This window comes from Methylobacterium sp. Leaf112 (genome assembly GCF_001423295.1).
Classification (GTDB): Bacteria; Pseudomonadota; Alphaproteobacteria; order Rhizobiales; family Beijerinckiaceae; genus Methylobacterium.
Window position 1 is genome coordinate 16,743 of the sequence record NZ_LMNG01000016.1, and the last position, 20,786, is coordinate 37,528.

20 protein-coding genes, 1 tRNA gene and 1 pseudogene are annotated in these 20,786 nt (G+C 68.8%); 8 read left to right on the forward strand and 14 right to left on the reverse strand.

Annotation, left to right across the window (positions count from 1 at the left end):
• Positions 1–19: 19 nt before the first annotated feature.
• The 3 genes from ASF52_RS09460 to ASF52_RS09470 are packed head-to-tail and all read right to left on the reverse strand — an operon-like array spanning position 20 to position 2,900.
• Positions 20–517 carry a DUF29 domain-containing protein gene (locus ASF52_RS09460; protein WP_056171194.1) on the reverse strand — a complete coding sequence of 166 codons (498 nt, stop codon included), beginning with the start codon at positions 515–517 and terminating at the stop codon, positions 20–22.
• 32 nt (positions 518–549) lie between these two features.
• Positions 550–2,277 (reverse strand): urease subunit alpha, encoded by a 1,728-nt coding sequence (gene ureC, locus ASF52_RS09465; RefSeq protein ID WP_056171196.1) that lies wholly within the window; start codon positions 2,275–2,277, stop codon positions 550–552.
• Between the two features lie 2 nt (positions 2,278–2,279).
• Positions 2,280–2,900: an urease subunit gamma gene (locus ASF52_RS09470; RefSeq protein ID WP_056171197.1), complete on the reverse strand. Its 621-nt coding sequence runs from the start codon at positions 2,898–2,900 to the stop codon at positions 2,280–2,282.
• Between the two features lie 203 nt (positions 2,901–3,103).
• Here ASF52_RS09470 and puuE point away from each other — a divergent pair.
• Positions 3,104–4,021 (forward strand): annotated as a pseudogene (puuE, locus tag ASF52_RS09475) (allantoinase PuuE); the annotation flags it as partial.
• A gap of 17 nt (positions 4,022–4,038) precedes the next feature.
• Here puuE and ASF52_RS09480 read toward each other — a convergent pair.
• The 3 genes from ASF52_RS09480 to ASF52_RS09490 all read right to left on the reverse strand — a co-directional run bounded on the left by ASF52_RS09480 (position 4,039) and on the right by ASF52_RS09490 (position 6,660).
• A complete protein-coding gene (locus tag ASF52_RS09480) occupies positions 4,039–4,479 on the reverse strand; it encodes a hypothetical protein (protein ID WP_200937395.1) in 441 nt (146 codons plus the stop codon).
• Positions 4,480–4,573: 94 nt separating this feature from the next.
• Positions 4,574–5,149 (reverse strand): hypothetical protein, encoded by a 576-nt coding sequence (locus tag ASF52_RS09485; protein ID WP_156467503.1) that lies wholly within the window; start codon positions 5,147–5,149, stop codon positions 4,574–4,576.
• 77 nt (positions 5,150–5,226) lie between these two features.
• Entirely contained in the window at positions 5,227–6,660 is a 1,434-nt protein-coding gene (locus ASF52_RS09490; RefSeq protein ID WP_082515264.1) for a protein adenylyltransferase SelO, read from the reverse strand.
• Between the two features lie 164 nt (positions 6,661–6,824).
• Here ASF52_RS09490 and ASF52_RS09495 point away from each other — a divergent pair, with 164 nt between their 5' ends.
• Positions 6,825–7,142, forward strand: a complete 318-nt coding sequence (locus ASF52_RS09495) for a hypothetical protein (protein ID WP_056171202.1) — start codon at positions 6,825–6,827, stop codon at positions 7,140–7,142.
• Between the two features lie 150 nt (positions 7,143–7,292).
• Positions 7,293–7,366 (forward strand) — tRNA-Gln (locus tag ASF52_RS09500).
• A gap of 454 nt (positions 7,367–7,820) precedes the next feature.
• Here ASF52_RS09500 and ASF52_RS09505 read toward each other — a convergent pair.
• Positions 7,821–8,498 (reverse strand): hypothetical protein, encoded by a 678-nt coding sequence (locus ASF52_RS09505; RefSeq protein WP_056171206.1) that lies wholly within the window; start codon positions 8,496–8,498, stop codon positions 7,821–7,823.
• A gap of 340 nt (positions 8,499–8,838) precedes the next feature.
• Between ASF52_RS09505 and ASF52_RS09510 the strand changes: the two genes are divergently transcribed.
• The 3 genes from ASF52_RS09510 to ASF52_RS09520 all read left to right on the forward strand — a co-directional run bounded on the left by ASF52_RS09510 (position 8,839) and on the right by ASF52_RS09520 (position 10,749).
• Positions 8,839–9,483 (forward strand): 2,3-bisphosphoglycerate-dependent phosphoglycerate mutase, encoded by a 645-nt coding sequence (locus ASF52_RS09510; protein ID WP_056171209.1) that lies wholly within the window; start codon positions 8,839–8,841, stop codon positions 9,481–9,483.
• A gap of 71 nt (positions 9,484–9,554) precedes the next feature.
• Positions 9,555–9,968 (forward strand): group III truncated hemoglobin, encoded by a 414-nt coding sequence (locus tag ASF52_RS09515; protein WP_056171210.1) that lies wholly within the window; start codon positions 9,555–9,557, stop codon positions 9,966–9,968.
• Between the two features lie 268 nt (positions 9,969–10,236).
• Positions 10,237–10,749, forward strand: coding sequence for a class I SAM-dependent methyltransferase (locus ASF52_RS09520; protein ID WP_244473762.1), 513 nt, complete (start codon positions 10,237–10,239; stop codon positions 10,747–10,749).
• 105 nt (positions 10,750–10,854) lie between these two features.
• Here ASF52_RS09520 and ASF52_RS09525 read toward each other — a convergent pair whose 3' ends face one another.
• The 5 genes from ASF52_RS09525 to ASF52_RS09545 form a co-directional block, all read right to left on the reverse strand.
• Entirely contained in the window at positions 10,855–11,592 is a 738-nt protein-coding gene (locus ASF52_RS09525; protein ID WP_056171212.1) for a hypothetical protein, read from the reverse strand.
• A gap of 187 nt (positions 11,593–11,779) precedes the next feature.
• Complete coding sequence (locus tag ASF52_RS09530; protein WP_056171214.1) at positions 11,780–12,340, reverse strand: HAD domain-containing protein; 561 nt, start codon at positions 12,338–12,340, stop codon at positions 11,780–11,782.
• Between the two features lie 77 nt (positions 12,341–12,417).
• Positions 12,418–14,898, reverse strand: coding sequence for a branched-chain amino acid ABC transporter ATP-binding protein/permease (locus ASF52_RS09535; protein ID WP_056171217.1), 2,481 nt, complete (start codon positions 14,896–14,898; stop codon positions 12,418–12,420).
• Between the two features lie 4 nt (positions 14,899–14,902).
• Complete coding sequence (locus tag ASF52_RS09540; RefSeq protein WP_056171219.1) at positions 14,903–15,772, reverse strand: branched-chain amino acid ABC transporter permease; 870 nt, start codon at positions 15,770–15,772, stop codon at positions 14,903–14,905.
• 9 nt (positions 15,773–15,781) lie between these two features.
• Positions 15,782–16,957, reverse strand: coding sequence for an ABC transporter substrate-binding protein (locus ASF52_RS09545; protein ID WP_056171220.1), 1,176 nt, complete (start codon positions 16,955–16,957; stop codon positions 15,782–15,784).
• A 189-nt stretch (positions 16,958–17,146) separates the two neighbouring features.
• On the opposite strand from ASF52_RS09545, the gene ASF52_RS09550 reads away from it, so the two are divergent.
• Complete coding sequence (locus ASF52_RS09550) at positions 17,147–17,584, forward strand: nuclear transport factor 2 family protein (protein ID WP_056171222.1); 438 nt, start codon at positions 17,147–17,149, stop codon at positions 17,582–17,584.
• Here the strand turns inward: ASF52_RS09550 and ASF52_RS09555 are convergent, their stop codons facing one another.
• Complete coding sequence (locus ASF52_RS09555) at positions 17,585–18,313, reverse strand: GntR family transcriptional regulator (RefSeq protein ID WP_056171231.1); 729 nt, start codon at positions 18,311–18,313, stop codon at positions 17,585–17,587. It abuts the gene before it with no gap.
• A gap of 296 nt (positions 18,314–18,609) precedes the next feature.
• Here ASF52_RS09555 and ASF52_RS09560 point away from each other — a divergent pair, with 296 nt between their 5' ends.
• Positions 18,610–19,734, forward strand: coding sequence for a metallophosphoesterase (locus tag ASF52_RS09560; protein WP_056171224.1), 1,125 nt, complete (start codon positions 18,610–18,612; stop codon positions 19,732–19,734).
• Here ASF52_RS09560 and ASF52_RS09565 read toward each other — a convergent pair.
• The gene (locus ASF52_RS09565) at positions 19,731–20,366 is read right to left on the reverse strand and encodes an NAD(P)-dependent oxidoreductase (protein ID WP_056171226.1); all 636 of its coding nucleotides are present in this window, start codon (positions 20,364–20,366) and stop codon (positions 19,731–19,733) included. The two genes, ASF52_RS09560 and ASF52_RS09565, sit on opposite strands and share 4 nt — an antisense overlap.
• Between the last annotated feature and the right edge of the window lie 420 nt (positions 20,367–20,786).

Genomic DNA, 20,786 nt, shown 5'->3' on the forward strand with positions numbered 1-20,786 from the left:
CCCGGCGCAGGAGGCGTCGTCACACGACTTTTGGAGCGAGCGGACCGGGATAGAACCCATCGTCCAGAAGCTGAGCCATGAAATAGGGACAAACCTCCGGAAACGTGGCCTCGGGAAGGCCGGTCTCATCGGCGGCCCGAGCGCGGGCGAGGCGATAGCTTTTGGCAAGCACGGTCTCCGGCCAGGATCTCAGGCTCGGGCTGACGTCGACGAGGCCGTCGATCTGGAGACGCTGTTCGACGATGGAAGCGCGCCAGCCATACTTGCGCTTCTCCGGCTGGAACTCCCATCTCAGGAGGTGCTGCAGCAGGATCACCAGCCGGTTCCGGATCTCGGATTTCTGCGATCCGCCCACGCTCTCGATCTCTTCGGCCAGATGGTGCCAGTCGATGTCCTGCCGCCGGCCCGTTCGGAGCAGAGCGGCCTGGGCCTGCGTCCAAAGGTACAGATCGGTGTCGTAGAGGTCTGGCTCGGGAAGAGTCCGGCCCGGGGGCGGGCTCAGGGCAGCCTTGGACATGGGGCCTCCGCTGGCATCGCCGCCATCATACCTCAAAACAGGAAGTACCGCTGCGCCATGGGCAGCACCTCGGCGGGCTCGCAGACCAGCAACTCGCCGTCGGCCCGGACATCGTAGGTCTCGGGATCGACTTCGATGGCGGGCGTGGCGTCGTTGAGGATCATGCTCTTCTTCGAGATGCCGCCGCGCACGTTCTCCACGGCCACCAGCCGCTTCTGCACCCCGAGCCGCTCTGCGAGCCCATCCTCGATGGCGGCTTTCGAGACGAAGGTGAGGGCGGTCGCGAAGGGCGAGCGACCGATGGCGCCGAACATCGGCCGGTAATGCACGGGCTGTGGCGTCGGGATCGAGGCGTTGGGGTCGCCCATGGGAGCGGTGGCGATCATGCCGCCCTTGATGACGAGATCGGGCTTCACCCCGAAGAAGGCGGGCGTCCAGAGGACCAGATCGGCGAGCTTGCCGGGCTCCACCGAGCCGACATGGGCCGAGACCCCGTGCGCGATGGCCGGGTTGATGGTGTATTTCGCGATGTAGCGTCGGGCGCGCAGGTTGTCGTTGCCCGAGGCGTCGCCCGGCAGGGCGCCGCGCTGGCGCTTCATCTTGTCCGCCGTCTGCCAGGTGCGGATCACGACCTCGCCGACCCGGCCCATGGCCTGACTGTCCGACGACATCATCGAGAGGGCTCCGATGTCGTGCAGGATGTCCTCGGCCGCGATGGTCTCGCGCCGGATGCGGCTCTCGGCGAAGGCGAGGTCCTCGGCGATCGCCGGATCGAGGTGGTGGCACACCATCAGCATGTCGAGATGCTCGTCGATGGTGTTCTTCGTGTACGGGCGCGTGGGGTTGGTGGAGGAGGGCAGCACGTTGGCCAGGCCCGCGACCTTGATGATGTCGGGCGCGTGCCCACCGCCGGCCCCCTCCGTGTGGAAGGCGTGGATGGTCCGCCCCGCGAAGGCTTTGATCGTGTCCTCGACGAAGCCGGATTCGTTGAGCGTGTCGGAGTGGATCATCACCTGCACGTCGTGCAGGTCCGCCACCGTCAGGCAGGTGTCGATGGCCTGTGGCGTGGTGCCCCAATCCTCGTGCAGCTTGAGGGCGCAGGCGCCGGCGCGGATCATCTCCACGAGGCTCTCGGGCCGCGACGCGTTGCCCTTGCCGGCGAAGGCGAGGTTCATCGGAAAGCTGTCCGCCGCCTCGATCATCCGGGCGAGATGCCAGGGTCCGGGCGTGCAGGTGGTGGCGAAGGTGCCGTGGGCCGGCCCCGTGCCGCCGCCCAGCATGGTGGTGACGCCGGAGCAGAGCGCCTCCTCGATCTGCTGCGGGCAGATGTAGTGGATGTGGCTATCGAACCCGCCCGCCGTGAGGATCTTTCCTTCACCGGCGATCACCTCCGTGCCGGGGCCGACCACGATGTCGACGCCCGGCTGGATGTCGGGGTTGCCGGCCTTGCCGAGGCGGACGATGCGGCCCTTCACAATGCCGACATCGCACTTCACCACGCCCCAATGGTCGAGAACCACGGCGTTGGTGATGACGGTGTCGACGGCCCCGTCCTGGTTCGTCACTTGGGATTGCCCCATCCCATCGCGGATCACCTTGCCGCCGCCGAACTTCACCTCCTCGCCGTAGGTGGTGTGGTCGCGCTCGACCTCGATGACGAGGGAGGTATCGGCAAGGCGGATGCGATCGCCCGTGGTTGGGCCGAACATGTCGGCATAGGCGGCCCGGGGCAGGGCGGCGCGGGGGGGCAGGGTGGCCATGGCTAGAGCGCTCCCATCACGTCGCCGCGAAAACCGTACACGGTGCGGGTCCCGCCGAGCGGCACCAGCACCACGTCCCGCGTGGCGCCCGGCTCGAACCGCACCGCCGTGCCGGGGGCGATGTCGAGGCGCTGGCCGCGGGCCGCCTCGCGGTCGAACGTCAGGCCCGGATTGACCTCGTAGAAGTGGTAGTGCGAGCCGACCTGGATCGGCCGGTCGCCGACGTTGGACACCATGACGAGGGTGCGGGGCAGGTCGGCGTTGAAGACGATCTCGCCGGGCTGCGTCGTCACGGTGCCGGGCACCTCGACCGAGGCCGCGCCCCGGATCGGATGGTGGACCGTGACGAGCTTGGTGCCGTCCGGAAACGTCGCCTCGACCTGTATGTCGTGGATCATCTCGGGAATGCCGTCCATGCACTGCTCGGCGGTGAGCACGTGGCCGCCCGCCTGCATGAGCTCGGCCACGGAGCGACCGTCGCGGGCCCCCTCGACCACGAAGTCGCTGATGAGCGCCACGGCCTCGGGATAGTTCAGCTTCACCCCGCGGGCGAGCCGGTTGCGGGCGACCTGGGCGGCCATGGCGAGGAGGAGCTTGTCCTTTTCGCGCGGGGTCAGGAGCACGGGGAAACCTCGGGTTGAGACGTCGAAGCACGGACGCGGACAGGCAAGGACCGTGCGCGGTGGGTGATCCCCGCATGGATGCATCCCGGCGCCGGTGGCGCAAGGGCATCCCGGATCCGGCGCCCGGGTGCAAGGCCGAGGCACCGGATCGGTTGACAGGACGCGGCGCGGCGTCCGAACAGCGACGGTCGATGGACACCTCGATGGACGCTCCGCACAGGAAGGCCGCCGTGACCGATCCCCGTGATTTCGTCGGCTACGGCCGCACGCCGCCCCATCCGCACTGGCCGAACGACGCCCGGATCGCCGTTCAGATCGTGCTGAACTACGAGGAGGGGGCCGAGAACTCGATCCTGCACGGGGATGCGGCCTCCGAGGCGTTCCTTTCCGAGATCGTCGGCGCGCAGCCCTGGCCGGGCCAGCGTCACATGAACATGGAATCGCTGTACGAGTACGGCTCCCGCGCCGGGTTCTGGCGCATCTGGCGGCTCCTGCGGGCGCGCGGCGTGCCCGTGACGGTGTTCGCCGTCGCCAACGCCCTGGCTCGGGTGCCAGACATCGCGGCGGCCATGCGCGAGGCGGAGTGGGAGATCGCCTGCCACGGCCTGAAATGGATCGACTATCGCGACTTCACCCGCGCGGCCGAGAAGGCGCACATGGCGGAAGCGATCCGCATCCACGAAGCGGTGACAGGGGAGCGCCCGCGCGGCTGGTACACGGGACGCTCGTCCATCCACACCCTCGACCTCGGCCTGGAGGCGGGCTTTGCCTACCTGTCGGATTCCTACGCGGACGACCTGCCCTACTGGATCGGCACCTCGGACCGGCGCGGCCTCGTGGTGCCCTACACGCTGGACGCCAACGACATGCGCTGCGTGGCCGCGCAGGGCTTCAACACCGCCGCCCACTTCGCGACCTACCTGTGCGACACCTTCGACGCCCTCTACGCCGAGGGCGAGACGGCGCCCAGGATGATGTCGGTGGGCCTGCATTGCCGCCTCGTCGGCCGACCGGGCCGGATCGCCGCACTCACCCGGTTCCTCGACCATGTCGCGGCCCACGACCGGGTCTGGATCACCCGCCGCATCGACATCGCCGAACATTGGGCCCGGCACCATCCACCGGCGTGATGCCCCGGCTATTCAGATTGGTCTGAGGCAGGGACCGGGCGGGCCGTGTCCGGCCCGGGGCCGTTCCGCTCGGCGCGCTCCATTCGGGCCTTGTGCAGGCCGTCGTAGAGTTTCTGCACCTCCTGGATGGTGGTGTGTCCACGGCTCCAGTTGGTCTCGCGGACGTTGACCGGCGTGAAGGCGCTGTGCGAGCGGCCCCCGAAGCCGTTGTAGATCACCGTCTCGGCCGCGCCCGGGCCGGCCGGGTAGTCGATGCGGTAGGACGGGGCGAGCCATTTCCCGGGGCCGCGCTTGCCCGTGATGCCGATGCGCAGATGGGCGTCGCCGTGCCGCTTCTGGCAGAACCGCATGTTGCCGAGCACCCGGCGCAGATACTCGTTGGCATCCTCCAGATCGGCCACCACGTCGGCGATGGTCGCGTCGGGGGGCAGATGGGTCTTCTGAATCATGGATCTCGGGCCTCGTGCGGGCGGGACCATACCGGCGGTGGCGGACGAGGGCCAGCACGGGCAGGTTCGCGCGCCTCCGCGGCCGATCTGCACCTCAGGTCTGTTCAGGGACCTTGCCGGAGGCCAGACGCCGAAGGCGGCCCTTGCGCATTTCGTACTGGAAGATCGACGTCAGGGCCGGCGCGGCATCGGGCTCGGGCGCCGGCAAGGCGAGGGGGGCGACGGGCGGAGCGAGTCTGCGCTGCGTCGGCGCTCCGGCCTCCCGGCGCATGAGGGCGAGCCGGACCACGGTCCAGTCGTGCATCATCGCGGCGGCGGTCTCGGGATCGGTGGCGATCCTGGCGCTCGCCCCGTCGGAGAAGCGCGCCCGCAGGGTGATGGTGGCGTGCAGGGTCCCGCCGAGGGCACCGAGGCCGAGGCCGACGAAGGACGCCGCCAGATCGAAGGGACGGGGCAGGGGCCCCGCCGCGTGCAGGGCCGAACGGAGGCCGACGGCGATCCCGGCCCGGCGCGGGGAAGCGGCGCCGTCCTCGATCACGAGGTCCACGAGATCCTCGACGCCCCGCGTCGCGCCGCCCGGCAGGTGCAGCAGGCCGGTCTCGTAGTCACCCGGTCCCGTCGCATCGGAAAAGCCGAGGCCTGCGCCTTCGAGGATTCGGATCTCGCTCATCATCGCTTTCCGGCGGTCACGCGTCGGCGCCGTCAGGGCACCCTACCGCCGCATGTGTCCGAAACAGGGCCGGCGCGTCAGGTGAGGGGAGGGACATGCGTCCCATAGGCCTCGGCCATCCGGTCGATGGCCGCGAGCTTGGTCTGAAGTGCAGACCAGTCGTCGCGCTCGGCGATGGGCGCCCACAGGCCCTCGACCTCTTCGATCAGCATCGTGCAGGGCTCCGGATCGGCGAAATACGGATGCGCCAGGCGGCCCGCATCGAGGGGACGCATCGCCCCCAGGCTCTCCCGGACCGGCGCGAACGCCTCCGAGGCGTAGAGGGCGGCCGACGGGCTCGCCGCCGCCCGAGTCTCCGAGGCCAGGCCGCCGTACCAGTCGAAGAACGTGCGCTCGAACGGAGCTCCGCTGCGCGCGAGGAAGCCCCAGAATGCACCGACGAACCGGTGCACCGCCGCATCGTCGGTGCGCGCGAGGCCGAGCCGCGCCAGGAGCGCATCGGCGAAGGCCTCCTGCAGGTTCGGGCCGAACAGCTTGAGGGCGGCTTCGAGCGCATCCTGCGGTGCGAAGGGCGTGAGGCATTCGGCGAGCCGGCTCACGTTCCAGAACAGGGCCTCCGGCTGTCGGCCGAAGCTGTAGAGGCCCTGAACGTCGAAATAGGCGGCGGTGAAAGCCGGGTCGTTGACGGGCGCGAAGCGCCACGGCCCGTAATCGAAGCTCTCGCCGGTGACGTTGATGTTGTCGGTGTTGAGGACCCCGTGGACGAAGCCGGCGGCCATCCACTGCGCGCCCGTGCGCGCCACCCGCCGGCACACGGCCTCGAGAAACGCGACGGTGCGGTCCGGCGTCTCCTCTCGCCAGAGCTCGGGCATGTGGAGGCGGATCGTGTGATCCATCAGCTTCAGGATGTTGTCGGGCTCGTCGAGGGCCAGGAAGCGTTGGAACGAGCCGATGCGGATGTGGCTGTGGCTGAGACGCACGAGAACGGCCGAGCGTGTGGGGGAGGGCTCGTCGCCGCGCTCCAACGCCTCCCCGGTCTCGATGAGGCTGAAGGTCTTGGAGGTGTTCACCCCGAGGGCCTCCAGCATGCCGGTGGCGAGGATCTCGCGCACGCCGCCCTTGAGGGTGAGGCGCCCATCGGCCGTGCGCGACCACGGCGTGCGCCCGCTGCCCTTGGTGGCGAGATCGAGAAGGCGTCCGTCGCCGAGATCGTAGGCCTGCGCGAACAGGAACCCGCGCCCGTCGCCGAGATCGGGATTGTACGAGCGGAACTGGTGGCCGTGATAGCGCAGGGCGAGGGGCTGCGGGAAACTGCCGGGCAGGGGCTCGAACCGGCCGAGATGGGCGATCCACTCCGCCTCCGTCAGGTCACCGAGGCCGATCCGCTCCGCCCAGGGTTGGTTGCGGTAGCGCAGAATCGTCTGGGGGAAGGCGGCGGGCGCCACGACATCGTAGAACGCCTCGCCGAGTTCGGCGTGGCGCTGCGCGAGGCGCGCTGTGGTGATCGGCATCGAACGTCCTGAGGTTCGGCAACCCCGTTCGATCGGGCGTTGCGGGATGAGAGGTCAATCGCCGACAGGCCCGGGATGATCCCCGGCGGGACGATCCCGGGGGAGGACGATCCCGGGGCAGGGGGCTCCTCACAAACCGACCGGGCTCGGGTATAGGGTGGATCATGGACAACATCATCCGACCGACCTTCGGCCAACCCCGCCGCACCGAGCCCGAGGACGAGAGCCGCGTCGAGGTTCTGACCCAGCGCGTCTACGGCGAGGCCGGGGGCTGCCGCGTCTGCCTCGTTCACGATGAGGGCGCCCCCGAGGGCGACGTCTACAAGGTGGTGGCGGGGCTGCTCATCGACGACGAGGTCAGCACCGTGGCGATCCTGCCCGCGACCCCGGAGGGCGAGGTCGATGCCGAGATCGTTGCCCTGGCGATCCTACGGACCCTCGGAATGATCGAGGCCCGGACCGGCGGCCCGGCCATCGCTTGAGGCGAAAGCCGCCAATCTGACGCTTGCATGCTGCGTCGGCTCCATGCTATCGCCCCTCCACCGGAACGGACCGGGCGCGAAACGATCGGTGCACCGCACGGATCGGATCACAAGACAAACCGTCTTAAGCTCCTGCTTTGCCAGGGCTTTTGGGGGATAGTTTAACGGTAGAACAGTGGACTCTGACTCCTCTAGTCGAGGTTCGAATCCTCGTCCCCCAGCCATCTGGCTTGCTCAGTCGTCATAAATTTTCGGTTCGGGATCCTGCTGCGAAGCGGTTTTGGTTACGGCCATTACCGCCGATAGAAGCTGTGGTTCATTGCGGATTGGAGCGGGGCAGGCGCACCGATTTCGCCCTGTGCGAACGTGTTTTCCGCCTGAAAGCGGCGGCATCATACGGCCAGGCGTGCGTCCCGGCCGCGTCCGAGTCACGTCGCATACTCCCGCCGTTCGGAAGCCGATGCCCTCCACCGTCGCAAGGCGGTCCGGCTTCACCTCGCCAGTCTCGCGGGCACGCAGTCCCATCTGCGCCGGACGCAGGCCTTTCAACAGTCGGAAGCCGGTTACGGGGCCTTGAAAGGCGACGCGCTCGATCGTACCGGTCTTGCGGTCGATGAGAACTGAGATCACCGGGCCGAGCCCCCCCGCTCCGCGAACAGCGTGCCCGGAACTGCCCGATCAAGCGGCGCGGCGGCCGGGCTTCTTCGGTGGCCAGCCGAGCGCGACGAGGCGAGCCTTGGCGTAGTCGCGCACCTCGTCGCGCGTGCCCGGCGGCATCTGGCCGAGGGTTCGTTGCGTCTCCGTGTCGAGCATGAGGTCGGTGACCGCGTCGATGCTGGTCATCTCGTCGATCCGGCGCTTGAGATCGGCCTCGGCCTCGGTGACCTCGTCGAAAGGATCGGGATTGTCGAAATCCTCGTCGATCGCCTGGATCGCAGCGGGGTGACCCTGGCGAAACTCGTCGGCCTCCTCCTCTGAATAGACGAGGCCATGCAGTTCGAGGAGCTTGAGGATCACGCGATCCTTGGCTCGCTTCTCGGCCATGGCGTAAACGTAGCCCGCCTGTTTCCCCGAGACGCGATAATTCACGTTGACCAGGGCCTCGCCGATCGACCACTCGACCCGTTCGGTTCCGGGCTTGGCGCCCGGGAGCCGGCCGGTGACGAGGATCACGGCCTCGTCACGTTCGGCCCGCACCAGGGTGGGCGGGTCGAAGCGGATGCCGGCCTGGGCGGCGATGCGCTCCAGGGTCTTATGGTAGATGACCGCCGTGCCCTGCACGCGCCAGACATTCCCTCCGAAGGGCTCGCCGTAGCGGACGAGGATGTCGGCGATCTGCTTGTCGGCCGTTCTCATGGGACGCGCCTGCCTGCCGCGCACCTCGGAGCGCGCATTCGTTCTTCGTCTGTTTCCTATCTATTGAGCCCTAAGAAGACCGACAAGGTGATGCGTCGGCCGTCCGGGTTGTCTCGACGTCCGTGATTTGCCTGGGTCGGACTTGGTGGCCACGCTCCGAGCAGCCCCCAAGCCCTTCGCGGCACATGTGCGGTGATCGTATCGGAGCAGTCGGAGCGACATCGAGCCAGACTCCTGGGCCTCGGCCCCGATGCATCCGCGGTGACAGGCCGACCGGGGCAGGCGGAACGTTGCTCCGGCTCGATTGGCTGCGTAGATAGCCCTTGCGCAAGGAGATGACATGCTGCCGGCTGACAGAACGCTCGTCCTCGTGCGGCATGGGCAAAGCACCGACAACGCGCAGAACCTGTTTTCAGGCTTCCGCAATCCAAGCTTGACGGAACGGGGTGTCGCCGAGGCGAAGGCTGCCGGCCGCAAGCTCAAAGAGCTCGGTTTTCACTTCGATATCGCGTTCACGAGCAAACTGGGGAGGGCGCAACACACCTTGGCTCTCATGTTGGAGCAGTTGGACCAGGGTGATCTCCCTGTTCGCACCGAGGACGCCCTGAACGAGCGGGACTATGGCGAACTCTCGGGTCTGAACAAGGCGGAAGCTCGCAGCCAGTGGAGCCCGGAACAGGTTCACCTCTGGCGCAAATCCTACGATGCCGTTCCTCCGGGTGGTGAAAGCCTTGCCATGACCGCCGCCAGAACGATTCCGTTCTACGAGCAGGCGCTTGCGGTGCGCGTTCAGCAGGGGCAGCGTGTCCTGGTCGTCGCCCATGGCAACTCGCTTCGCTCCATCGTCATGCACCTGGAGAAGATGAGCCCCGAGGCGCTGATGGACTTCAACATCACCACCAGCGAAATCTTGATCTATACCTTTTCGGATATCGGCGGGGTGATCGGGAAGATCTCCGTCGTCGCTCCCTCCGCGCCCGTATAGCCGGGTCCCGGCAGGTGATCGGGGGAGCAGCCTGATCAGCCCCTCCTCGTGCTGCGATCGGTCGGTTCCGGATGCCTCAGGACACCCCCACGCATGATGCCCTTACGCATGACGCCCTCACTGAAGCGAGCCTCCACGTCTTCCTTGCGGCCTTCTACGCCAAGGTGCGTCGCGATCCCCTGATCGGGCCGGTTTTTGCCCGCGTCATTCCCGATGAGGATTGGCCACGCCACCTCACGGTCATCCAGGATTTCTGGTCTTCGGTGCTGCTGAAATCCGGCCGCTACAAGGGCAACCCGTTCGGCAAGCATGGGGCGCTCGGTGACCTGGCCCCCGCCCATTTTGCCCGTTGGCTGGCACTGTTCGAGCAGACGGCCGGGGAAACGTTTTCCCCCGACGTGGCGAGGCTCCTCTCCGAGCGGGCAAACCGGATCGGCGACAGCTTGAAAGCCGGCCTGTTCTTCAGGCCCGCCCCACCGCGGTGAGACCGCCGAGAGTCGTGCAGCCGGGCGCCATCGAGAGGGATCGATCCCCCGGCAGGGCCGTTGGCCTCGCACAGGCCACCATCGGCTGGATTGCACCCGATGATCGCTTGTCGGCCGGCGTTCGGGCAGCAGGCAGCGCGAGAGCCCGATGAGGTGATTTCCAGATTTTCCGCCGGCGGCGTTCGTCAAGGACGACCCGAGCCCCGATTCGCTGTTCTACCGGCAGCCGCGCTTCGTCACGCATATCGATGATGCGGCCATCGCGGCGGTGACGGATCTGTACAGGGATGTGGTTCCTGCAGGCGGCGTCCTCCTCGACCTGATGTCGAGTTGGGTCAGCCACCTGCCGAAGGACAGGACTTACGAGCGGATCATCGGCCATGGCTTGAACGCTGCGGAGCTCGCGGCCAACCCTCGCCTGACCGAGCACTTCGTTCAAGATCTCAACGCCGCACCGCACCTCCCTCTGGACACCGCATGCGCCGACGCGGCGTTGATGTGCGCCTCGATTCAGTACCTGCAGCGGCCCATCGATGTCCTGTCCGATGTCGCCCGCGTGTTGCGCCGGGGGGCACCGGTGGTGATCAGCTTCTCGAACCGATACTTCCCCACAAAGGCTGTCGCGATCTGGGGCGCCCTGGATGCGGCGGGACGTGCAAACCTGGTCGAGCGCTACCTGCAGATTGCGGGCTTCGCGCGCACCCAAGTGCGGGCGGTGATCCCGGACCACGGATTCGGCGACCCGCTGACGGCGGTGATTGGCTGGACCGAAGCCGCGTGACGGGTCCGACACCGGGAACGATCCGGGCACCGCTCGGTGCTCCGGAGGCCGGCGTTCGTCCCGGCTCGGCCTCGCCCGTATCCCGATCGAGCCTGCGTGACGACGTCAGGCGGGAACGGGCGATCGGCCGAACATCTCGCCGGCCGAACGACGCACGCTGTCCGCGTAACGGCTCAGCCTGCGCAAGATGGGCGAGCGCCACAGGCCGTATCCATCGTCGCACAGCGGATCGTTCACCACGGGATTTCCATCGCTGCCCACCAGAACGTTGCCGATGTTCGGATCGAGCCCCTGCGGCGACACCGCCCGCAACGCGGCGACGTAGGCTTCGTATCCGGGCCACGCGGCCCTGAACGCTTCGCGGATGCCGTCGAAGCTCGAATGCTCGATGCGGGGCTCGTGGGCCGGCCATTCCACCCTGAACCGGTCGCGGACGCCCTCGTCCAGGGCGACGCCCGGATGGTCCGCGATGACGGCGTGGGCATAGGCCAGCCACCAGGCATCCCGTGCGGGATCGCTCAGCCGTGAGCCCACGGTCATCAGCGCGCCACAGCGACTGACATGCATATCGTGGATACGCGGCGCGTGCGGTCCATCGGAGCCTGCGAACCCCTTGCGAAGCAGGGCCGCGTAATCACCGAACCCGTCGGCCTTGCGAGCGAAGCGCACCACGACGTCCGGGTGGTCCGGATGCGCGTGGACGGTGCCGTGGTACCCGAAACCGATCTCGGACCAGCCCGTGGCGATGAGCGCCGCATAGGCCTCGGCCGCCGACCGTTCGACGATGCCCAGGGCGGCGAGCGAGGGACTGAACGCCTTTTTCTGAGTTCCGAACCCGAACATCGCAGCCACTCCTTCCTGCCGATCGACGAACCGACGCGACACGCCCTCGGCAGCCGCACGGGTGTGGCGTCGAGGAGGGACCGGACGGGCAGGTCCGGCGCGGGTCGAGGCGACCCTGTCGATGTCGGGGGCAGCGTGACGCGCGTGTCACTCCACTGTCACGGAATGACCCGGGTCCCTGAAAAGTTCAATCCCTACGGAAGCGTAAATCGGCCGATGACGGGAATGAGCCGTCTTGACCGACCATCCGGCGCACGTCGTCCATCCCGGCGAGCAGCGTCCGGGCCAGGATTCCATCCGCTTCGCTCAGGCCGCACTCGGTGACCGGACGGACGTGACGCCCCGCATGGGCCGGGCCGACCTCGACGTCGTCGAGGATGAGATAGCGCGTGATGTTGTTTCGGGTCGCGTGCTCGGAGATCTCATCACCCCGCCCGGCCTGCTCGGCGGAGCGCATCGCGCCCGTCTCGGCATCCCGGCTCGACGGCAGGATGGCCGTGCGCCAGTCCGGGTGAAAGCAGTTCGCGGGCAGGCCGGCTTCGACCAGGGTCGGGCGACAATCGCCGACGCGCCACGTCGACGAGACCACCACCCTGGCGTCGAACGCCCGCACCAGGGCGGCCACGAGGGCAACCTGAACCGGATTGAGCCTGTCCTTGCCCGCCTGCCGTTGATAGCCGACCGTCGTCACGACGCCATCCACGTCGAGGTAGACCGTCAGCGGTCCGGCCTCCGTCTGTTCGTTCAAGGGGGCAATCCCGTCCCGTGGCAGCAACCCTGCCTGTGCCGCGGACGCCTACCGCGCGGGGCTGCGATCGTCCAGCATCACGCGGCGCCCAGGTAGGCGGCTTCCAGGCCCTTGTCCGCCGCGAGGTCCGCGGCCGAGCCCGCGGCGACGACGCGCCCCTGCTCCAGCACGTAGCCCCGGTCGGCCACCGTGAGGGCCAGCGCCGCCATCTGGTCGACGATGAGGATGGTGGTGCCGCCGTCCCGCAGCTCCGCCACCACGGCGTAGAGGGCGTTGATCATCGCGGGCGCGAGGCCGAGGGACGGCTCGTCGAGGAGGAGGATGCGCGGATGCGCCATCATTCCCCGGGCAATGGCGAGCATCTGCTGCTCGCCGCCCGACAGCAGGCCCGCGCGGCTCGTCGCCCGGTCGCGCAAGCGGGGGAAACGGGTCAGCAAAGCCTCGATCTCGGCCGGATCGATGGGCTCGGCCCGGCCGTGAGCGCCGAGCCGGATGTTCTCCACGACGGTCAATTCCGGAAACACCTGCCGGCCCTCCGGCACCAGGGCGAGGCCGAGGCGGGCGATGCGGTGCGCGGGCAGGCCCGCGACGGCCCGGTCCTCCAGCACGATCCCGCCCTCGACCGGGCGCAGGAGGCCGGCGAGCGCCCGCATGGCGGTGGACTTGCCGGCGCCGTTGGCACCCAGAAGCGCCACGGTCTCGCCGGGTCGGACCTCCAGGGACACGCCCGCCAGTACCGGGGCGGCCCCGTAGCCGACGGTGAGGCCATGGGCGGAGAGGACGGCATCCGCCGGGCCGCGCCATGGCGTCGCCCGCGGCCGGGCCGGCGTGTCGGCGGCGCCGAGGTAAGCGCGGATCACCGCCGGGTCGTGCCGGATCGTGCCCGGCGCGCCGCTGGCGATGGGCCGGCCCGCATCCATGACGAGGACGTGGTCGGAGACGCCCATCACCAGGGGCATGTCGTGCTCGACGAGGATGACGGCGACGCCGCAGGCCGCGATCCGGCGCAGCAACCCTCCGAGGCGGTCGGTGTCCGCGCGGGTGAGGCCAGCGGCGGGCTCGTCGAGGAGGAGCACACGGGGCCGGCCGGCCAGCGCCCTGGCGATCTCGACGAGGCGGCGATCGACATGGGGCAGCTCGTCGGCGCGCCGGTCGAGGGCACCGGTATAGCCCGTGAAGGCGAGGAGGCCGGCAGCCATCATTCGGTCGTCGCGGCCGGCCCGGCGCCAGAGCCGGCCGGGGGCGAAGGCGAGGCTCACGTTGTCGAGGACGCCGAGCGAGCCGAACAGCCGCGTGGTCTGATAGGTGCGGGCGATGCCGGCCCGGGCGATCGCCTGGGCGGGTGCCCCCGTGAGGTCGCGGGTCCCGAGGCGGATGGCGCCGGTGCCCGGGCGGTAGAAGCCCGAGACCATATTGAGCACCGTGGTCTTGCCGGCCCCGTTCGGGCCGATGACGCTGGTGACGGCGCCGGGCTGGGCCGTGAACGACACATCCTCGGCCGCGCGGATACCGCCGAACCGGATGCCGATGCCGTCCACGATCAGGGGCTCGCCGGGACGTTTCCCGAGGAAAGCGGCGAGGAAGCCCGCCGAGTCGGCTTCCTCCGTCGCTCGGGCCTCCGTCCGGCGCGGAAAGACGCGCGCAACACTGCCGACGAGGCCGGCGGGCACGAGCCAGAGCACCACCAGGGTGGCGAAGCCGAAGAACAGCAGCCGGTACTCGGCGAGGCCCGACAGGGTCTCGGGCAGGAGCACGGTGACGAGGGCGCCGAACAGGGGCCCGAGGACCGTGCCGGCGCCGCCGACCACCACGGCGAGGACGAACAGGATCGATTGCGAGAACGGAAACGAGCTCGGGGCGATGAACAGCATCAGGGGTGGGAGTACGGCACCCGCCAGCCCCGTCAGCGCCGCCGAGATGGCGAAGGCCAGGGTCTTCACCCGGACGGGATCGAACCCCAGGGAGGCGGCCGCCACATCGGCGTCGCGCACGGCGCGCATGGCGCGGCCGAGACGGCTGAGGGCGAGGCGGTGGAATCCGTAGAGGGCGGCCCCGGCACCGAGGATGGCGAGGATCGCGAGTTCGCCCTCGGCGAAGGGCACACCGAACAGGCTCGGGCCGCCGGTGACGACGAGGCCGTTCTGACCGCCCGTGAGGGAGCCGCCCTCGATGAGCGCATGCTCGACGATGAAGCCGAACGCGATGGTGACCATGGCGAGATACGGCCCCTTCACGCGCATGGCCGGAATCGCCAGGACGACGCCGACGAGCCCCGAGAGGGCCGCCGCCGCCGGCAGTGCCAGCCAGAAGCCGACCCCGGCTCCCGTGAGGACCGCGCTCGCATAGGCGCCGATGGCGTAGAATCCGGCATGGCCGAACGAGATGAGACCGGTCAGGCCGAGGAGCACGTTGAGACCCACCCCCGCGATGGTGGTCAGGGCCACCAGGGCGAGGACGAAGTGGCTGTAGCCGGCCGTCGCGGTCACGAGGCCGAGGCCCATGGCCGTGAGGGCCAGGATGGCGAGCGGCATCGCCCAGCGTCCGTTCAAATGGCGCATGGGGTCAGACCTTGTTGACGGCGCTGCGACCGAACAACCCGTCCGGCCGCAGCGCCAGGGCCAGGATGATCACCGAGAACACCACGAGTTGGGTGTAGGCGGACCCGAGGGTCGCCGTGACGGTGGCCTCGAGGAGACCGTAGAGCAGCCCCGCCACCACGACCCCCGTGGCCGAGCCGATGCCGCCGAGGATCGCCACGGCGAAGGCCTTGATCCCGAACAGCCCCCCCATCTCGGCCGAGACGGAGAACAGCGGTGCGATGAGGAGGCCCGCCATGCCGGCGAGCACCGCCGAGAGGGCGAAGGCGCAGGCGACCGTCCGGCGCACGTCGATGCCCATGAGGCGGGCCGCATCCGCGTTCTGTGCCACCGCCAGGAGCACCCGGCCGAGGTCGGTCCGGCGGACGACCGTGCGGATGGCCAGCGCCACCGCCACGCCCAGCACCGGGATCACGAGCTGGAGCGGGTAGATCCCGGCCCCGAAGATCTGCACGGGCGAGACCGCGAGCGGGGAGGGCAGGCTGCGCGGCTCCTTGCCGAAGGTGAACAGCAGGGTGTTGTCGAGGATGATGCCGCCCGCCACGGTGGCGAGGAGCCAGGCGTCGGAGCCGCGCTCGACGAAGGGCCGCACCAGCAGGCGCTCCACCGCCACGCCCAGGAGGGCGCAGCCGACGAGGGCCAGGGGGATGGCGAGCGGCATCGGCCAGCCGAGGGTGACGCCGAGCCAGTAACCCAGGACGGCGCCGAGGGTCACGGCCGACCCTTGCGCGAAGTTGACGGTGCCCGATACCGCGTAGGTGATGTGGAAGCCCAGCGCGATCAGCCCATACATGGCGCCGAGGCCGAGGCCGGTGACGAGGGTTCCGGTCAACATCCCAGATCTTCAGTTCGTCACGGCGACGATCTCGCCATTCTGGAAGCGGGTGAAGACATAGTCCTGCGGGCCGAGGGCGTCGTGCTGGCCGGGCGCGAATGGCTTGTCGTAGGCTTTGATCAGGCCCGGATAGACGCCGACTTTGTAGAAGCCGTCGCGGACTTCAGGTCCTTTTGTGGAGCCGGCGGCCTTGATCGCCAGGGCGAGCAGGTGCGTGGCGTCGTACGCGTTGGCGATGCCCACTGCCGGGGTCACGTCGGCCATGGACTTGATCGCCGGATACTTCTTCTTGAGGGCGTCGAGGACGGCCAGGGCCTTGGGGGCGGTGTTGCCCGCGAAGGTGAAGGTCTGGATGAAGTGGACCTTTCCGGCGTTCGGCCCGGCGAGTTCGTCGAAGCGCCCGCCCGCCGGGCCCCAATGGGAGACCACCGGTACCGTCCAGCCCATACGGTCGAGGGATTTCACCACCTGCGCCGAGGGGCCGACATTGCCGACGAGGAACAGGGTGTCGGCCCCGGCCTCCTTCAAGCGGGTGAGCTGAGGCACCATGTCGACATCGGCGGCCTCGTACTTCTCGATGCCGGCGCCGGGCAGGTTCGCCGCCTTGAGAGCCGCCGTCAGCCCCTGCTGGTTCGACTCGCCCCAGGCGTTGTTGACGAGGATCATGCCGGGCTTCTTCGCGCCGTGGGTCTTCACCGCGTAGGCGACGAGAGCCTCGTCCACGAGGGCGTCCACGGCGGAGACCCGGAAGGCGTAGTTGTCGGCCGCCCCGTTGCGGGTGATGCCGGTACCGGCGGCCCAGGGGCCGAGGAACGGCACCTTCATCTGGTTGGCGATGGGCACCACCGCCATGGAAACGGGCGTGTCGAGCCCGCCCACGAGGGCGACGACGCCGACGCGCTGGATGAGTTCGCGGGCGGCGAGCACGCCCTTCGACGGGTTGGCCTCGTCGTCCCGTGCTACGAGCTCGAGGGGCCGGCCGAGGACGCCACCGTTGGCATTGATCTCGTCGATGGCGAGCCCGATGCCGCGCGAGATCGCCTCGCCGGATTTCGCCGACTGGCCGCTCAGCGCCGTGACGAGACCGATGCGGATCGGCTCCTCGGCAAGCGCCGTGCTGGAGAGGCCGAGCAGCAGGGCCGCACCGAGGGCCACGCGACGGGTCAGGGACGGGCTGGTGCGCATGATCGGGTCTCCGGCAGAATATCCGGAAGCTCCGCAACGCCCGTGCCAGACGTCAAGTCTTTGTGTTAATACGATAAATTGGACCATCGAGACAGGCTCTGCCTCGAACTACGCCAAAGTGCATACACTTTTTGCATGCACTTTGGCGTAGTCCTCGCAAGGATGGGGGAAACCGGAGGAGAACCAACGATGACGACGGATGCAGTGGAACCAGCCGGGGACGACGGAACGGACACGACGGCGCAGGACTCCGCCATCGTCACCGCCTACCTCGAAGCCTCGATGGTGCCCGACCCGGAGCGGGCGGCGACCTACATGGCGCCCGGCATCGAGATCGTGTTCACGGGCGCACGGCGCTTCCGTCATCCCCGCGAGGTCACGGCCTTCAACGCGGGCCGCTACGCCTGGGTGAAGAAGCGCATGGAGCGCCTCGACGTGGTTCCGGGGGATGGGTTCACGACGGTCTACAGCCTCGGCACCCTCTACGGCGCCTGGCCCGACGGGACGCCGTTCGAGGGCAACCGCTACGTCGACCGCTTCACCGTGCGGGACGGAGTGATCGTCACCATGGAGGTGTGGAACGACAGTGCCGAGCGGCTCCTGACGAAGCACGACATCACGGCCTGATCACCCCAGCGCCTCGGCGTAGGGCGCGAGCCGCCTGAGGAGATCGCGGTCGCGGGGCGGGGTGGCGACGATGCGCGCCCGCTCGGCCACGGCGTCGAGGTGGTGATCCATCAGGGCGGTCGCGCGCGACGTGTCGCCCGAAACCAGGGCGGTAATGAGGGCGCGATGCTCGGCCACGGCGCATTCGGCCGAGTGGGGCCGGCTGTAGAGCGAGAGGATGAGGGCGCAGCGGTAGCCGAGCTCGCCGACGTAGCGCTCCAGCACGGGGCTGCCGGTCATCTGGGCGAGGAGCAGGTGGAACTCCGTCGCGAGGCGGATGGAGCCCGGTTCGCCACCGCGCTGGGCCGCCTCCTCGCGGTCGACATGGGCCTGCAGGGCGGCTTCCTGCCCGGCATCGAGGCGGCCGGCAAGGCGGGCGACCACGAGGCGCTCCAGGCCGATGCGGATATCGAAGGTGTCGCGCGCCTCCTCCCAACTCGGCGTCGCCACGACGGCGATGCGGTTTCGGCGCAGCTCCACCAGGCCCTCGCCGGCGAGTTGCCCCAGGGCCTGGCGGGCGATGGTCCGGCTGACGCCGAACCGCTCGCCCAAGGCATCCTCCGGCAACCGGTCGCCGGGGGCCACCGCCCGCTCGACGATGGCGCGCCGCAGGGCACGGCAGATCGCCCCGACCCGGTCCGTGGCCCCCTGCTGCGTCGTGTCGATTGCCGCGTCCCGTCCACCCGCCATGCCGCGTCCGTTCATCCCATCGGTCTCGTTTGGTTTCACTGTGCGTCGCGCCAAGCACGAGCGGGACCATGGTGGTCGTGATGGAAGGCCAAGCCGCGGCAGCCCCACCGTCCGCTGTATTTCGATGGGCCCGACGCGTCCCCGGTCACCAAGATGGCGAATGTGCCAGGGAGCACGCGACGGCGTCCATGGAGTGGAATGATGCCCCCCTCCCGCGGAGGCGGTGTTACGGCTCCGTCCGATCCCGATGCCGGATCGGCCCCGTGCCGACGATCCACCGACGCCGAAACGCGAGCATGTTCCATCTGATCTTTGGTCTGCCCTGCCTCTACGTCATCGCTCGCGTGCTCTGGCCGTTGCCGTGGCCCTTCGCGGTGAAGGCTGGCGTCGCGGTTATTCTGCTGGTGGCCTCGCAGTACCACCTGTGGAGCCGCCTCTCGTCCGGTTCGGTCTTCTCACCCGAGTTCCCGCGCGCCCTGGTGATCGTGTTCAATTGGGCTTTCGGCGCCATCGTCCTCCTGGCGGCGATGCAGCTGGCGCTCGACGGCGTGGCTTTGATCGCAAGGCTCGTGTCCGAAAGCAGCGGAGCGATTCCCGCGGGGTGGCGGTACGGCGCGGCGGCGCTGGCCATGCTGTTGGCGGCGGTCGCGGTGCGGCAGGCCGTCAGAGTGCCGCCGCTCAAGGACGTCACCGTGGAGATCGAGAACCTTCCGGCGCGCTTCGACGGCTACACCCTTCTGCAGCTTACGGACCTGCATCTCAGCCGCCTGTTCCCGGCTGCGTGGGCACGGAAGGTCGTGGCGCGATCCAACGCGCTGGGGGTCGACCTCATCGTCGTCACCGGTGATTTGATCGACGGGTCCCTCGCGGCGCGGCGCACCGACGTCGCGCCGTTGCGCGGTCTCCGGGCGCCGGATGGAGTCTGGGTGATCCCCGGCAACCACGAGTATTTCTTCGAGTACGCGGCGTGGATGCACCATTATGCCGAGTTGGGAATGGGTCTGCTTGCGAACCGGCACACGGTTCTGAAGCGTGGCGACGAAGCCCTGGTTCTGGCCGGGGTGACCGACCTGTCGGCCTCGCATTCGGGTCAGCCGCCGCACGACCTCGACGCCGCGTTGGCCGGTGCGCCTTCGGGTGCGCCCATCGTTCTCCTCGACCATCAACCCAGGGAGGCGAGGCAAGCGGCCTCCAAGGGCGTGGCGTTGCAGCTGTCCGGCCATACGCATGGAGGAATGATCGCGGGCCTCGACAATCTGGTCGCGAGGGCCAACGGCGGCTTCGTCTCGGGCGCGTACGCGGTCGGCGCCATGACGCTCTACGTCAACAACGGCACGGGGCTCTGGCCGGGCTTCGCGCTCCGGTTGGGGGCATCGTCCGAGCTGACGCGCATCACGCTGCGGGCCAAGCCGCGCCCTTAACCGACCAGTACGACGGCCTTGCCCTCGTAGAGCCGCTTGTCGATCTCGCCGACGATGAAGTGCGCCACATCGGCCCGGGCGATCAAGCCGTTGCGCCACGAGGACGGGTCGGACAAGACCGTGTAGCGGCCCGTCGCCGAACCGGGCGTGAGGACGCCCGGCCTGACGAACGTCCAGTCGAGGCCGCTCCGACGGATGCGCATTTCCTGGGCGTCCTTGTCGTCGTAGGCCCGTCCGAAGACGAGGCGGAACGGGATGCGCTGAAGGAGGCCGATCGCCTCACGGCTGTCGCCGGCGCCGAAGCCGGTGACGGCGATGATCCGGCGGACACCCGCCCTTTCCATCGCGGGAACCAGCACGTTGGTCGCGTCGGAGAACAGAGTCACGGGACCGAGCAGGTTCCGTGTCGGAACACCGAGCGCCTGGACGACGACATCGACACCGTCGAGGGCTGAGGCGACGTCGTCGGCATTCAGGGCATCCCCGGGGAAGCGCTCCAGGCCTTCCCCCGAGGCGGCCATACCCGCGGCGGACCGGGCAAACGCCCGCACACGATGCCCCGCGACCAAGGCCGCCTTGACTGTTTCCAGACCGATACCTTTGCTGGCGCCGATGACGAGGACGTTGGCCATGGTGTTCCCGACGATGGAGGTGGCGGCGGAGCATGCGGGATCACGGGATCGCGCTGACCGCACTCCTGACCGTCATATGTCCTCACCGAGCGAAAAGGCGATGGAAGGCCCCAGCAGTCGGCAACCGGACTGATCCTGGACCGAGACGGCGGGCCATGCCGCTCGTTCACCGCGTTTGGGAGCAGGCAATCCACTCGAGTACAGCCGAGTTCCGCTTCCGCTGCCCGCGCACGGCGGGCCTGCGATGCGACAGCTCGCGATCGAGGTGTCGAACGGCCTATGGACGCCAGACCGGATCGAAGGTTCAGATTGCTTACGACGGGCTCCTTGGCACAGCGAAAAGCCCCCGACCGTGAGGTTGGGGGCTTTTGGTTTGTTGTTGTGATGTTGGTTGCGGGGACAGGATTTGAACCTGTGACC

Coding starts and splice junctions, on each gene's coding strand:
- ASF52_RS09525 (WP_056171212.1), bottom strand. CDS start 11,592: ATGTTCGGGTTCGGAACTCAGAAAAAGGCGTTCAGTCCCTCGCTCGCC.
- ASF52_RS09505 (WP_056171206.1), bottom strand. CDS start 8,498: ATGAGAACGGCCGACAAGCAGATCGCCGACATCCTCGTCCGCTACGGC.
- ASF52_RS09540 (WP_056171219.1), bottom strand. CDS start 15,772: ATGTTGACCGGAACCCTCGTCACCGGCCTCGGCCTCGGCGCCATGTAT.
- ASF52_RS09555 (WP_056171231.1), bottom strand. CDS start 18,313: ATGGCGGGTGGACGGGACGCGGCAATCGACACGACGCAGCAGGGGGCC.
- ureC (WP_056171196.1), bottom strand. CDS start 2,277: ATGGCCACCCTGCCCCCCCGCGCCGCCCTGCCCCGGGCCGCCTATGCC.
- ASF52_RS09480 (WP_200937395.1), bottom strand. CDS start 4,479: ATGATTCAGAAGACCCATCTGCCCCCCGACGCGACCATCGCCGACGTG.
- ASF52_RS09510 (WP_056171209.1), top strand. CDS start 8,839: ATGCTGCCGGCTGACAGAACGCTCGTCCTCGTGCGGCATGGGCAAAGC.
- ASF52_RS09490 (WP_082515264.1), bottom strand. CDS start 6,660: ATGCCGATCACCACAGCGCGCCTCGCGCAGCGCCACGCCGAACTCGGC.
- ASF52_RS09515 (WP_056171210.1), top strand. CDS start 9,555: ATGCCTCAGGACACCCCCACGCATGATGCCCTTACGCATGACGCCCTC.
- ASF52_RS09485 (WP_156467503.1), bottom strand. CDS start 5,149: ATGAGCGAGATCCGAATCCTCGAAGGCGCAGGCCTCGGCTTTTCCGAT.
- ASF52_RS09550 (WP_056171222.1), top strand. CDS start 17,147: ATGACGACGGATGCAGTGGAACCAGCCGGGGACGACGGAACGGACACG.
- ASF52_RS09535 (WP_056171217.1), bottom strand. CDS start 14,898: ATGCGCCATTTGAACGGACGCTGGGCGATGCCGCTCGCCATCCTGGCC.
- ASF52_RS09460 (WP_056171194.1), bottom strand. CDS start 517: ATGTCCAAGGCTGCCCTGAGCCCGCCCCCGGGCCGGACTCTTCCCGAG.
- ASF52_RS09560 (WP_056171224.1), top strand. CDS start 18,610: ATGTTCCATCTGATCTTTGGTCTGCCCTGCCTCTACGTCATCGCTCGC.
- ASF52_RS09495 (WP_056171202.1), top strand. CDS start 6,825: ATGGACAACATCATCCGACCGACCTTCGGCCAACCCCGCCGCACCGAG.
- ASF52_RS09565 (WP_056171226.1), bottom strand. CDS start 20,366: ATGGCCAACGTCCTCGTCATCGGCGCCAGCAAAGGTATCGGTCTGGAA.
- ASF52_RS09545 (WP_056171220.1), bottom strand. CDS start 16,957: ATGCGCACCAGCCCGTCCCTGACCCGTCGCGTGGCCCTCGGTGCGGCC.